The following is a 13,252-nucleotide window of genomic DNA, read 5'->3' as shown; positions in this document are numbered from 1 at the left end:
CAGTTATGGCTACAAAAAGACATCCGCGTTACACGTTTAAGAAGAATGGCGTTTATTACTTTTCAAGAAGCGTGCCTAAAGACCTAAGACATCATTATTGTTCAGATAGGCTTGTAGAAAGTCTTAAAACAAAAATCAGAGAACAAGCAGCCCTAGCTTCTAAGGTTCTATCTTCTAGGCTTGACCAGTATTGGTTTGAGTTGAGACTTAATGAAAATGATGTACCGCTAGCCCAGTTCTTAGCTAATAGCACCAAAGGTATCAAACAGAATAAACTTCCAACGCTCAACGAAGCGCTTGAGCTGTATCTAAAATTAAAGGGCAATAACAGGGGTAGAAACTTCCACATTCAGACTACAAGATCAATTGAATACTTTGTTAAAGCCACTAAGAAAAAGGCTTTAACTGATATTTCAACAAAGGATGCAGCTAATTACAGAGACTGGCTTGTAAAAAAAGGATTAAAGATGAGCTCTGTACATCGTTACTATTCAGGTGTTCGGTCGGTCCTTAATTTCATTATTAGTGAATATGGTATTGAGATTAGAAACCCGCTTCTTGGTGTATACCTGCCCCCTAAAACTGATTCAGATAAAAGATGTTCAATCAAAGGTGATAAATTAGAACTGATACAACAAAAGTGCGTTAAAGCTGATGATGATATTCGTCACTTGTTAGCGTTGATTAGCGACAGTGGAATGAGGTTAGGTGAAGCGGTTGGTCTTCTGAAATCAGATATATGTCTGGATCACCCAATACCTCATGTATGTATTCAGGAGCATCCTCATAGAAGACTTAAAACTACATCCAGTAAAAGATTAGTCCCCTTGGTCGGGATCTCTCTTTGGGCGGCGAGAAGGATACTTGCTTCAGAAAACACATCAAAGCATTGCTTTCCTAGATACTCTAACGACACACAAGTTCGCGCTGAGACTGCAAGTGGTAATTTTTCAGTATGGTTTAAAGCTAATATTTCAAAAGATGCTACTGTCCATGGGCTTAGGCATGGATTCAGAGATAGGCTAAGAGATCAGAAAGTTCCTACAGAAGCTATAGATCAAATGGGTGGATGGAGTAAAAGAAGTGTAGGGGCAGGATACGGAGATGGATACAGCTTAGAGGTTTTACATGAATTCATGAAAAGAATAGATACTCAGACTTAAACGTGTAACGCGGATGTCTTTTTGTAGCCATAACTGTCTCCATTGATGAGAACTTCAGGAAACCCCAAGATATTCCTGGTTGTTTAGGGTTGTTGGAGTCATTGATGGTGAGTCTTGAGCGACCCAAATGCCCACTACTAGAGTCTTGCATCAATTGAACTAGACATCAACCATTCAAGATTGTCTTCAGTAATGTCATCACACCTTAAATCTTGTAAATTTTTAAATAATATTTTGATAGATTTCTTCAGCCATCATTGAAGGACTTTGAGGTTTGATAGTGATGGAGGCCTCTTTGATAAAGGGTAAAATATAGTTGTTAAACCCCGGCAACACCTGTTCATCATATTGCCTTTTGATATCCTCAGGATGACGACCTCTTTCGTTTTGATCTCTTCTCAATCTTCTTTCAAAACACTCAGATTGAGGAACGTCTAGGTAAATTGTTTTATCAAACGCCGAGCGAAGTGACTCGTTACTGATAAGGAATAACCCTTCCACTATCACGAAATCACTAGCTTCTATAAGCTCGGTTTGTTTCTGTCTTCTATGTGTTACAAAGTCATAAGTAGGGATTTTCACAGCTCGACCACTTTTAAGCTCGAGCAGAATAGAAGCAAGGTAGTCTAACTCTAGTGACTTTGGTTCGTCATAGTTTGTCAGGGGGTGTCCAATAGGGTTGTAGAATGCATCCTGGCTAAAAAGAGACACATTCAATCCTGCATCAATTAATAGTTCTTTGAGGTGGGTAGCGATAGTGCTTTTACCTGATCCTGATGCCCCGACTATTGCTACTAGTGTTGTCACGTTAAGTCTCATTCAAAGTTATTTAAAGCAGTAATTATAGCAGCAGTAGACACAGTTTTTAGCTGTATCTAACAAGCAATTATTTCAGACATTTTGATTACCTTTGGACATTGAATTAATGATCAAGCTATTGATTTATAAAGAAATAGCAGTCTTGATCGCTTGAGCCAACTCAGCTTCAAGGAGGCATAACTATTCATAACTAATTGAATTTTAATGGCTTTTGGATATGAAAACTTTAGATTCCCCTCTTAAGTAGACAATTAAAAGGCATTTGCACACTTTGATATCTTATTTTTGTCTACACCTTAGGGTCACATTAAGATCAAACAAAATACAATTCACTTGGGATTCTTCAGGTGTCTTTTTTAATCTTTAGGCTGCATTTTACGGTGTATCAAGTGAACTATTTTGTTGAATAAGTGTAGCGATCCTTAGATATCCCAAGGTGCCGCTAAGGAGGCTACTCACTGCCTTTTACGGCTTATGGCTAGGTGAGTGTGTCCCACACTTATTTTTGCCTCTAAGGCCCTCTTAGGAGCTCCTGCAAAGCCTGGCAAGGTGGGTGGCCGGGGGAACGGCTCTGTCTTAGGTAATTAGATATGGCTTCAGAAATTTGTGTCGATTTTTAGGATACTTTCTCGCGACAGAGACTATTCATCAAGCTGCCCTTAGGCGTACTGTATACCCCCCTGGGGTCCCCCTGATTTATATAGAAGCTATCAGCAGCAGAACAAGCTCATGAAATTACTATTCAACATAGATGTTACAGACTCAAAGCTATCGTCACTGATAGAGAGCTTAATGCCTGAAGACTTATTACTTAACAAAAGTAGGGCCCCCTCTAAAGATACAATTAAGAAAAGATTATTAGCTTACAGAAGATTGATGGCAGAGTTGATTAACTTGCAGTTGCACGGTATTCCATCTGCATATCATCAAATGAGTAAGTCAGCATTTAGTTATGCTCCGTTTGGGTATGACATCTTTTTAAAAGTGGTAAATTCTGTTGAGCTCGCAGACCTTGTTATTAGAAAAAATGGTCTAAGACGTAATGGTGAGTCAGTAGCAACAACATTCGCACTTACAGATGAAGTGACAAGTAAAATAGAGACATGGTGCCATAGCCAGGGTAATGAGTGGTCATGTGCTTTTGTGGCCCAAGACATTACCTTTCCATTAATTAGAGCTAAGTATCCCAAACCCACAAGACGTGGCCGAGTCAAACCTCAGGCTAAGGAAGTACCTTTAGTAGTTATTCTTAAAAGAGAAGATATACTTTCAAATTGGCGTAGGATTGAACTTTTAAATCATTTCTATAAGAAGCACCCTATCACTGGTGTTCCCTTTTACGGCTTACACCGCATATTCAATAACTATTCTAAAGATGTAAGCAAGCCGCTTGAAGGAGGAAGGTTATACGCTATTGGAGGTAGTTATCAGATTCTTAATTCTCTTCAGCGAATTAAATTAAAAATTGATGATGAGCCTGTTTGTGAAATAGACATTAAATCAAGCCATCTTGTTCTATCTAGCTTTATCAAAAGGGCCACTAGCGCGACTGCTGATTTTATTGATCCATTAACCCTAGATGACCCATATTGTTTTGAGGAAATTCCACGATCTGTTGTGAAGGCAATGGTTACACTTCTTATTGGATCTAGCGGTACTTCTAGAACCTGGACTCAAGAACAACGATCAAGCTTATTAGAGTCAGAGGGTATTAATCTTAAAGATTATTCCTTTAAAAAAATCAGGTCCACGATTGAAAAATCATATGGGTTTGTCACGGGAACGACGGGGCAAGATATTTCATGGGGATTGCTTCAAATAAGAGAAGCGGATGCTGTGCTGAGTTGTATAGCTAGATTAGCTAATGAATATGATATCGCTGCATATCCTGTACACGACAGCATCATTGTTAAACTAGAAGACTGCGAGCTAGCTTCAAAAGTACTCCTAGAGTCTTTCAGGTCTATCATAGGCTATGAACCAAAGTTATCTATAAGGTAAGGGTGTTGATGGCGTTCTGCTGCTGATAGCTTCTATATAAATCAGGGGGACCCCAGGGGGGTATACAGTACGCCTAAGGGCAGCTTGATGAATAGTCTCTGTCGCGAGAAAGTATCCTAAAAATCGACACAAATTTCTGAAGCCATATCTAATTACCTAAGACAGAGCCGTTCCCCCGGCCACCCACCTTGCCAGGCTTTGCAGGAGCTCCTAAGAGGGCCTTAGAGGCAAAAATAAGTGTGGGACACACTCACCTAGCCATAAGCCGTAAAAGGCAGTGAGTAGCCTCCTTAGCGGCACCTTGGGATATCTAAGGATCGCTACACTTATTCAACAAAATAGTTCACTTGATACACCGTAAAATGCAGCCTAAAGATTAAAAAAGACACCTGAAGAATCCCAAGTGAATTGTATTTTGTTTGATCTTAATGTGACCCTAAGGTGTAGACAAAAATAAGATATCAAAGTGTGCAAATGCCTTTTAATTGTCTACTTAAGAGGGGAATCTAAAGTTTTCATATCCAAAAGCCATTAAAATTCAATTAGTTATGAATAGTTATGCCTCCTTGAAGCTGAGTCAGCGCAGCGACTAGAGAGCATCAAGAACTCTTTCGCAGTGAGCGATATGGCCGTGCTAGCAGTTGAGGCGCATTCACTCAAAGGTACCTCTGCAACTTTCGGTGCTGAAAAGCTTCGCGCAGTCAGTGAGAAAGTAGAGAAGGCTGCAAAAATTGGTGATGAATCAGTTGTGAATGAGAATGTACCCCTCATTCCAGATCTTCTAAATGAAGTGCTAGTCAATCTTAATAAGTTTTCTAAAGGCCTAGGCCAGTAACTCACCTTTTAGAAGGGATTTCAAATGTCTCAGAATAGCGTACTGATCGTCGAAGATAGTGCCAGTCTTCGCAGAATCTACACTCAATACTTAGCCAATGATGGGGCTGAAATTGAGGGTGTAGGTACAGTTGCTGCTGCCAAAGCTGCATTAGAGGCAAGATCGTTTGCAGTGGTACTGCTAGATCTTCGCTTACCAGATGGCGATGGTTTTGAGGTTCTACAAACTATCGTAGATCGCCGTTTAAACAGTCTTGTGATCATCATGACAGCACATGGCTCGATTGGTATGGCGGTCGATGCTATTCGACTAGGCGCCTTTGATTTTCTTGAGAAACCCTTTGATGCACGCCGTTTAAAGGTGGCTATCAACTCTGCATTCATTCAGGTGCAAAAGCTTGGTTTCGCTCAGGGCGATGCAGAGCAGGAAGAGATCGCTACACAGCGCACCTCTTTCCACAGCTTCATTGGTGGCAGTCAGCCGATGCAGGAGCTATACCAGCTCATTGAGCGAGCAGGCCCAAGTAAGGCATCAGTATTCGTTACCGGCGAGAGCGGTACCGGTAAAGAGCTTACAGCGGAAGCGCTTCACAAACAGAGCGCTCGAGCAGATGGTCCCTTCGTCGCACTTAACTGTGCAGCAATTCCTAAAGATCTGATGGAGAGTGAAATCTTCGGTCATCTAAAAGGCGCTTTTACTGGAGCTTCAAGTACTCGTGAGGGTGCAGCTTCAAAAGCCGATGGTGGTACGCTATTTCTTGATGAGATAGGTGAGCTCAGCATAGACCTGCAAACAAAATTGCTTCGTTTCATTCAGTCTGGTGTTGTCCAGAAGGTAGGTAGCAATACGGATGAGGTCGTTGACGTGCGATTTGTCTGTGCAACTAACCGTGACCCTCTAGCAGAGGTCAAAGCGGGTCGCTTCCGTGAAGATCTTTACTACCGTTTGCATGTTATTCCAATGCACCTCCCGCCACTTCGTGACCGTGGTGATGACATTTTGTTGATCGCTGACTACTTCTTAAATAAGTACTCACGAGAAGAGTCGAAGTTCTTCGAGGGACTATCGGATGAAGTTAAGCGTCTTTTCCGTAGTTACGAGTGGCCAGGCAACGTTCGTCAGTTGCAAAACGTTATCCGTAACGTCGTTGTATTGCACCCTGGTGGTTTAATCGATGTTGCGCAGCTCCCAGCACCGCTGAATGACAGCAAGGTTAAAACTGAACAAACTACGACCGATTCTCCACAAGCGGCACCACGCAAAGTTAAACCAGCCTCAAAATCTGGAAAGGCGACTGGCAAGCTTAGCCTAGCTAAAACAGTAAGTGAAATTCGTCCGTTAGCGGATATAGAGCGTGAGATCATCGAGAATGCGATTGATCTGTGTGAGGGTAATGTACCTAAAGCGGCTGCGCTTCTTGAGGTCAGCCCTTCAACACTCTACCGTAAAAAACAGAACTGGGATTAAGTTTCAGATATAAAAAAAGCCCCGACAACTAGGTTGTCGGGGCTTAGCTTAATTCAACAGTGTATTACTGTGGTATTGAACCTTTAAGGCCTTCTACGTAGAAGCCCATACCAGCAAGTGTGCCATCATCAGCAGTCTCGCCAGCTTTCAGCCATGTAGAACCATCCTGTTTGTTAAGAGGGCCTGTGAATGGGTGGTGCTTGCCAGACGCGATAGCATCACGAAGTGCTTCTGCGCTCGCTTTAACGTCTGCAGGTACTGCAGAAGAGATTTCACCGATACCAACCATGCCTTTACCGATACCATCCCAAGTATCAACTGAAGACCAAGTGCCATCTAGTACTGCCTGTGTACGTGCAATGTAGTATGGCGCCCAGTTATCAATGATTGAAGATACACGTGGGAATGGACCAAACTCAGCCATATCAGATGCCTGACCGAAGGTGATTACGTTACCTGCAGCCTGTGCAGCAGCCTGTGGTGCTGTAGAGTCAGTGTGCTGAAGGATTACGTCTGCACCTTGCTCGATCAGTGCTTTAGCAGCATCCGCTTCTTTAGCTGGGTCGAACCAGGTGTAAGCCCAAACTACGTTGAACTCAACATTTGGGTTAACTTCTTTCGCGTGGATGTATGCAGAGTTGATACCACGGATTACTTCTGGAATTGGGAATGAACCGATGTAACCAATTTTGTTGGTCTTAGTCATCTTACCAGCGATGTGACCCTGTACTGCACGGCCTTCATAGAAGCGAGCAGAGTAGGTAGATACGTTATCAGCGCGCTTGTAGCCTGTAGCGTGCTCGAACTTCACTTTAGGGAATTTCTTAGCAACGTTAAGAGTTGGATCCATGTAACCGAAAGAGGTAGTGAAGATAAGATCAGCACCTTGAAGCGCCATCTGAGTCATTACACGCTCAGCATCAGCACCTTCAGGAACGCTCTCCTGGTAGATAGTCTCAACTTTGTCACCAAACTTCTTCTCTACAGCAAGACGACCCTGGTTGTGCTCGTAAGTCCAGCCACCGTCACCCACTGGGCCAACGAAGACGAAACCAACTTTTACGTCGGCAGCGATAGCAGCGGTGCTCATCGCAATTGCAGCAACTGAGGTTGCTAGGATTGATTTAAGTTTCATGGATTACTCCCTGGTTAATGTTTGCCTCAATTAGAAGCATGGAATAGACGGCCAAGGGAGGCGGGGGCGCCATGATTCCCTTTAGCCGAAATAATAACAAGCACGATGATGGTGATCACAAATGGCGACATAGACAGGTACTCTACCGGTATATCGACGCCCGCTGCTTGCAAATTTAACTGTAAAACTGTGATTCCGCCAAACAGATAAGCGCCAACGAGTGTACGCCAAGGCTTCCAGCTTGCGAATACGACAATAGCTAGAGCTATCCAGCCGGCGCCAGCCGTCATACCCTCTGTCCACTGTGGAACACGAACAAGGCTGATATATGCGCCACCTAATCCGCTACAGGCGCCACCAAACATAATGGCAAGGAATCGAATACGTATTACTTTGTAACCCAAAGCGTGCGCTGCATCATGGTTTTCACCAACAGCACGAAGGATGAGTCCAATTCGCGTGTATTTTAGTGTGTACCAGACCAGAGCGACAATCAGAATTGATAGATACACCATCGCATCGTGTGAAAAGAGCATGCGGCCAAAAACTGGAATATCTGACAGCGCTGGGATATCTAATGGCTTTAGGGTAGGTGATTTAATCCCCTCATAGGGTTTACCCAGTAGAGCAGAGATACCTAGTCCTACCAATGTAAGCCCTAGGCCAGTCGCTACCTGGTTGGATTTGAAATAGAGTACGAGCGTTGCAAAGACCATCGATAGTAGCGCACCCGCGATAGCGGCAGTAACAAAGCCAATAACAGGACTGGTAGTGTTCACTGCAGCGATAAAACCCGTTACCGCTCCCACAATCATCATTCCTTCAACGCCAAGGTTTAACACACCTGACTTCTCAACCACCGTTTCACCAATAGCAGCTAGAAGAATAGGGGTTGCAGAGACCATTAGAGAGGCGATCAATAGAACTGGATCGATACCTAGGAAATCCATTACTGAGCTCCTCCTATGCGTACGCGGTAATTTGTAAAGATATCTGTCGCCAATAGGAAGAGTAGCAACATACCCTGGAACAGCTGAATCGAAGCTCCTGGTACACCCAGCATCAACTGTGCAAGCTCACCACCAATGTAGGTTAGCGCCATCAATAGTCCAGCAAGAAGAATGCCGACTGGGTGCAGACGCCCTAGGAAGGCGACAATAATTGCCGTAAAGCCATAACCAGAGTTGAAATCGATAGTGATTTGTCCAGCAGGACCTGCTACTTCAAACATCCCAGCAAGACCAGCCAGAGCACCGGAGAAGCCTAAACAGAAGATCACTAAGCGAGTTGTAGAGACACCAGCGAATTGCGCAGCTTTTGGAGCTTCACCCATCAAGCGCACCTCAAAACCACGAATGTGGCGAGTCATCATGATGTAGATGAAGATAACTGCCGCAAAGGCTGTAAATACACCCCAGTGCATGCCTGAGTTAACGAAAATCTCTTCATTGAAAGCACTTGGATACTGCTGCAGGTTACGAGAACCAGGGAAACCGTAACCCTCCGGGTTCTTTAGAAGCCCCTGAGATACAGATGCTAGGATCGCTTCAGCTACGTATACCAGCATTAAAGAGACCAAAATCTCATTGGTTTTGAACTTAGTTCTTAGGATTGCTGGGATCATTGCCCAGAGCCAGCCTCCAAAAGCGCCAGCGACAATCATAGCGGGGAATATAAAGGCTGACTCGGCAGGGTAGACGGATAGAGCTACCGCAGCACCAAAGATGGCACCCATGATGTATTGACCTTCGGCCCCGATATTCCATATACCAGCTTTAAAACCGACTGATAAGCCAATCGCGATAAGAATAAGAGGTCCGGCTTTAACTAGTAGCTGGGGGCGCGAGTATTCAGCAAACATAGGATCAAACAGTGGATCCCAGAAGATAATGCGTATCGCTTCTAGTGGCGGTTTGCCGAGCGCTGCAAACATAATGCCGCCGGCAATCATAGTTAACAGCACCGCGAAGATTGGAGTCAGTATTGTAGTTGTGCGTGATGGGGCAAGACGCTTTTCGAAACGGATCATTGTGCAACCTCCTGAGCCGCTTCAGTTGAACCACCCATCATCAAACCTATTTGATCCAACTCAAGGCCTGCAGTTGGTAGAATGCTCGATAGACGGCCCTCATTAAGGGCACAGAAGCTATCGCTAATCTCTAACAACTCATCAAGGTCTTGGCTAATAACAATGACTGCTGCACCAGCATCGGCAAGATCCAGTAACTTCTGGCGAATAGAGGCTGCCGCTGCAGCATCTACACCCCAAGTAGGCTGGTTAATAACCAACAACTCAGGGTTCTGAAGGACCTCACGTCCTACAACGAACTTCTGGAGGTTGCCGCCCGAGAGGGAGCCCGCAGGTGTATGAGTACCTGGGGTACGTACATCAAACTCGGAGATGATTTTCTGAGTGAAATCATCAGTTGAACTCCAACTTATAAACCCTTGATTTAAAAGAGACATGCGTCGTGCTGCAGTGACTACAGAGTTCTCTTTAAGGGACATAGCAGGCGCTGCTGCATGACCCAAACGCTCCTCTGGTGCGCTAAGCAATCCAAGCTCACGGCGCTTGTTGGGACCCAAATTACCGACGGCGCGGCCTTTAAAATCTACGGTTTCAGGGGCAGTGATATGTTCGCCTGAGAGGGCGGCTAACAACTCATCTTGACCGTTACCTGCTACCCCAGCAATTCCAAGAACTTCGCCCGCTTTAACTGTGAAACTTATATTGCGAAGTGATGTCCCAAAAGGCTCAGATGACTGAGTAGAAAGGGATTTAACTGAAAGCACAGTCTCGCCCTTGGGACGATCCGCCTTGGCGGGTGAAGCAAAGCTGGTGCCTACCATCATTTCAGCCATGGCACGTGCAGTAGTCTCTGCAGGAATACAGGTATCAACCACCTCGCCATGACGAAGAATTGTTGCCGAGTCACAGAGCGCACGGATCTCTTCAAGCTTGTGAGAGATATAGAGTATGGCCGTGCCCTCTGCTTTTAACTGGCGCAACGTGGTGAAAAGAATCTCAACCTCTTGCGGTGTTAAAACCGAGGTTGGCTCATCCATGATCAATAATTTAGGGTTTTGAAGTAGGCAGCGAATAATTTCAACGCGCTGCCTCTCACCGGCAGAAAGTGTACCCACTACACGATCTGGCTCAAGTGGAAGGCCATAGGCGTGAGAGACTTCCTTAATCTTATCTGTGAGCTCTTTTGGAGAAGGGGCATTATCCATGCCTAGGGAGATGTTTTCGGCTACTGATAGCGCATCAAAAAGCGAGAAGTGCTGAAAAACCATCGCCACGCCTGAAGAGCGTGCAGCATTAGGGGAGGCCGGAGCATAGTCTGACTGATTAAAGGTCATAGTGCCTTGATCAGGTTTCACTAGACCATAGATCATCTTTACTAGGGTGCTTTTACCAGCGCCATTTTCGCCAAGAAGCGCATGCACCTCACCCTTATCGATTTTAAATGAGATATTACTGTTCGCGACGACACCAGGATAAGCTTTGGTTATGCCATTGATATCTAGAAGCGTCTCTGTCATGGACAAACTTATCCTACTCTTATGCTCGTTTAACCAGTTCTGCACTCACAACCTGCTCAGAGTTTAGGACCACTCAAGCGCCTGGTTAAATCAATATTCTATTTATAATCAGAAGTTTATCTTCTGTTTTTACATCACTGCAAGCTATCGATTGATAGTAGCGAACCGGACAACTCACAACAGCAATATTTTCTCACTGTTTAGTTGCTAATATCTCACCGACTTTCGGCTAATGGTGGCGCAAAGGTTTGCACCATATCCCAAGGGAATCTAATCCAAGTATCCTGACTCACCTCGGTAATGAAGGTATCAACCAAGGGTTTACCAGATGGCTTAGCGTAAAGCGTTGCAAAGTGCGCTTTAGGAAGCATTTCGCGCACATAGCGCGCTGTGCGACCAGTATCTACAAGATCATCGATCAGCAACATGCCTTCGCCGTCACCTTTAACACCTTTAAGAACTTCGATTGAACCCTGTACTGAAGCTTCACCTGAATCTGAATTGCTGTAAGAGAGAACACAGATAGTATCGATAAGGCGTATATCCATCTCACGCGCCAATATAGCTGCTGGCACCAACCCACCACGGGTAATCGCAATAATCCCTTTCCATGGGCCTTGCTCTAGCAGGCGCCACGAGAGGGCACGAGCGTTACGGTGAAGTTCATCCCAAGATACTGGGAAATCTTTATTGTGGGGGGTCATAAAAAATCTCTATGCTATTGCACGGGCAGCAAGTGTTGCTGCTGCACGTTTATGTTCATACATAATCTGTTCGATATCCATACCGACCAGCTCACCCGATTTAACACGCCACTCACCATTTACCATGACCGACTCTGCACGGTGCGCGCCACAGAGAAGCAGGGCAGCCAGTGGGTCATGAGCGCCTGAGAATCGTGGCTCATCCAATTTAAAGGTAGCGATATCTGCAGCCATACCTTTAGCCAGGGTGCCGATATCATCACGACCTAATACTTTGGCGGAACCAGAAGTTCCCCAGCGATAGGCATCAAAGTGTGTGACCGCTGAGGAGCCGTAGCGAAGACGCTGAATGTACATCGCCTGACGAACCTCTTGAATCATATTCGAGCAGTCATTCGATGCCGACCCATCCACACCCAATCCAACTGGCGAACCCGCAACTTCTAACTCTTTAACGTGACATATACCTGATGCCAGCATCATATTCGAGCTTGGACAGTGGCATACACCGGTACCAGCTTGGCCTAGGCGCTTAATCTCCGCTTCATTGAAGTGTATGCCATGGGCAAGCCAAGTACGATTTGAGAGCCAGCCAACAGACTCTAAGTAATCTACTGTGCGCATTCCGAACATCTTTTCACAGAAGTTCTCTTCATCGATTGTCTCAGCAAGATGCGTATGGAGACGAACATCCAATTTCTCTGCCATGATTGCGGTATCACGCATCAACTCAGTGGTCACTGAAAATGGCGAGCAGGGGGCTAATGCGATTTGGCTCATCGAGAATCTAGAGCGATCATGATACTTGGCTACTAAGCGCTCGGAATCAGCAAGAATCGCCTGTTCAGTTTGTACAACTGAGTTTGGCGGTAATCCACCCTGGTATTTACCCAGGCTCATCGAACCGCGAGTTAACGCAAGACGAACACCCATTTCAGAGCCAATCTCAACTTGATGGTCGATCGCATCGGTTAGATTAGCTGGAAAGAGGTAGTGGTGGTCAGACGCTGTTGTGCAGCCCGATAGAAGGAGTTCGGCTAATGCTAAACGAGTAGCTGCACGATGCACTTCAGGATCAAGGTTTGCCCACACAGGATAGAGCGTCTGCAGCCAAGGAAATAGCTCCTTATTGAGTGCGGCTGGTAGGGCTCGAGTCAGTGTCTGGTAGAAGTGGTGGTGAGTATTAATCAAACCTGGAATAACCACCTGATCCGTTAGATAAACCTTCTCTTCATATGGCGTTACAGGCTCAGAATTCAGAGGGACTATTTCAACTATCACAGGTCCACTTACCACAAGACCGCCACGCGCGTCTTCATCAGTTCCTGTGAAGATAGCTAGCGGATTAGCAAGCCAAGTTGTGCGCTTAGTAGACATTAATCAGAATTTACCTTTACAACAAAACTACTCTCTATAAGATCGAATCATGAGAGTAACTTAAGGGAATGGCCTAAATAGGCGTTCAATTGAACAGAAATATCGCCCTTAAAACAACCAAAACTAGACCAAAGAGTCAGCAATTTTATCTATAAAACTTGACCATATAGTTAGGTTTTAAGACACTCACACTATTATTTACTGG

11 protein-coding genes are annotated in these 13,252 nt (G+C 44.9%); 4 read left to right on the top strand and 7 right to left on the bottom strand.

The genetic code is table 11. The annotated features are described in order from the left end of the window. Positions 1-5 precede the first annotated feature (5 nt). Positions 6-1,163, top strand: coding sequence for a DUF6538 domain-containing protein (locus HH196_RS03440; protein ID WP_169450681.1), 1,158 nt, complete (start codon positions 6-8; stop codon positions 1,161-1,163). Positions 1,164-1,385: 222 nt separating this feature from the next. On the opposite strand, the gene HH196_RS03435 is transcribed toward HH196_RS03440, so the two are convergent. Further along, positions 1,386-1,970 (bottom strand): uridine kinase, encoded by a 585-nt coding sequence (locus tag HH196_RS03435; RefSeq protein ID WP_169450680.1) that lies wholly within the window; start codon positions 1,968-1,970, stop codon positions 1,386-1,388. Positions 1,971-2,774: 804 nt separating this feature from the next. Here HH196_RS03435 and HH196_RS03430 point away from each other — a divergent pair. From HH196_RS03430 to HH196_RS03420, 3 genes are all read left to right on the top strand, one after another. Further along, a complete protein-coding gene (locus HH196_RS03430) occupies positions 2,775-3,983 on the top strand; it encodes a hypothetical protein (RefSeq protein WP_169450679.1) in 1,209 nt (402 codons plus the stop codon). Positions 3,984-4,599: 616 nt separating this feature from the next. Continuing rightward, entirely contained in the window at positions 4,600-4,818 is a 219-nt protein-coding gene (locus tag HH196_RS03425) for an Hpt domain-containing protein (RefSeq protein WP_371807845.1), read from the top strand. A gap of 24 nt (positions 4,819-4,842) precedes the next feature. Next, on the top strand, positions 4,843-6,285 hold the full coding sequence (locus HH196_RS03420; protein WP_169450678.1) for a sigma-54 dependent transcriptional regulator: 1,443 nt from the start codon (positions 4,843-4,845) through the stop codon (positions 6,283-6,285). 64 nt (positions 6,286-6,349) lie between these two features. Here HH196_RS03420 and HH196_RS03415 read toward each other — a convergent pair whose 3' ends face one another. The 6 genes from HH196_RS03415 to HH196_RS03390 form a co-directional block, all read right to left on the bottom strand. Next, positions 6,350-7,420: a BMP family ABC transporter substrate-binding protein gene (locus HH196_RS03415; protein ID WP_169450677.1), complete on the bottom strand. Its 1,071-nt coding sequence runs from the start codon at positions 7,418-7,420 to the stop codon at positions 6,350-6,352. A 26-nt stretch (positions 7,421-7,446) separates the two neighbouring features. Further along, the gene (locus HH196_RS03410) at positions 7,447-8,370 is read right to left on the bottom strand and encodes an ABC transporter permease (RefSeq protein WP_211160813.1); all 924 of its coding nucleotides are present in this window, start codon (positions 8,368-8,370) and stop codon (positions 7,447-7,449) included. Then, the gene (locus HH196_RS03405; protein ID WP_169450676.1) at positions 8,370-9,449 is read right to left on the bottom strand and encodes an ABC transporter permease; all 1,080 of its coding nucleotides are present in this window, start codon (positions 9,447-9,449) and stop codon (positions 8,370-8,372) included. The genes HH196_RS03410 and HH196_RS03405 overlap by 1 nt, the downstream gene beginning before the upstream one ends. Continuing rightward, positions 9,446-10,966: an ABC transporter ATP-binding protein gene (locus HH196_RS03400; protein WP_169450675.1), complete on the bottom strand. Its 1,521-nt coding sequence runs from the start codon at positions 10,964-10,966 to the stop codon at positions 9,446-9,448. Before HH196_RS03400 ends, HH196_RS03405 begins: the two co-directional genes overlap by 4 nt. Positions 10,967-11,181: 215 nt before the next feature. Continuing rightward, positions 11,182-11,670 (bottom strand): xanthine phosphoribosyltransferase, encoded by a 489-nt coding sequence (gene gpt / locus HH196_RS03395; RefSeq protein ID WP_169450674.1) that lies wholly within the window; start codon positions 11,668-11,670, stop codon positions 11,182-11,184. A 9-nt stretch (positions 11,671-11,679) separates the two neighbouring features. Further along, entirely contained in the window at positions 11,680-13,047 is a 1,368-nt protein-coding gene (locus HH196_RS03390; RefSeq protein WP_169450673.1) for an 8-oxoguanine deaminase, read from the bottom strand. Positions 13,048-13,252 lie beyond the last annotated feature (205 nt).

This window comes from Marinobacterium sp. LSUCC0821 (assembly GCF_012848475.1).
Classification (GTDB): domain Bacteria; phylum Pseudomonadota; class Gammaproteobacteria; order Pseudomonadales; family Balneatricaceae; genus Marinobacterium_E.
This window is presented reverse-complemented; position numbering and strand designations above follow the sequence as displayed.

Bases quoted from the DNA above. Each gene is read 5' to 3' on its own strand.
- HH196_RS03410 (WP_211160813.1), bottom strand. From the start codon at position 8,370: ATGGATTTCCTAGGTATCGATCCAGTTCTATTGATCGCCTCTCTAATG.
- HH196_RS03405 (WP_169450676.1), bottom strand. From the start codon at position 9,449: ATGATCCGTTTCGAAAAGCGTCTTGCCCCATCACGCACAACTACAATA.
- HH196_RS03400 (WP_169450675.1), bottom strand. From the start codon at position 10,966: ATGACAGAGACGCTTCTAGATATCAATGGCATAACCAAAGCTTATCCT.
- HH196_RS03390 (WP_169450673.1), bottom strand. From the start codon at position 13,047: ATGTCTACTAAGCGCACAACTTGGCTTGCTAATCCGCTAGCTATCTTC.
- HH196_RS03430 (WP_169450679.1), top strand. From the start codon at position 2,775: ATGCCTGAAGACTTATTACTTAACAAAAGTAGGGCCCCCTCTAAAGAT.
- gpt (WP_169450674.1), bottom strand. From the start codon at position 11,670: ATGACCCCCCACAATAAAGATTTCCCAGTATCTTGGGATGAACTTCAC.
- HH196_RS03420 (WP_169450678.1), top strand. From the start codon at position 4,843: ATGTCTCAGAATAGCGTACTGATCGTCGAAGATAGTGCCAGTCTTCGC.
- HH196_RS03415 (WP_169450677.1), bottom strand. From the start codon at position 7,420: ATGAAACTTAAATCAATCCTAGCAACCTCAGTTGCTGCAATTGCGATG.
- HH196_RS03440 (WP_169450681.1), top strand. From the start codon at position 6: ATGGCTACAAAAAGACATCCGCGTTACACGTTTAAGAAGAATGGCGTT.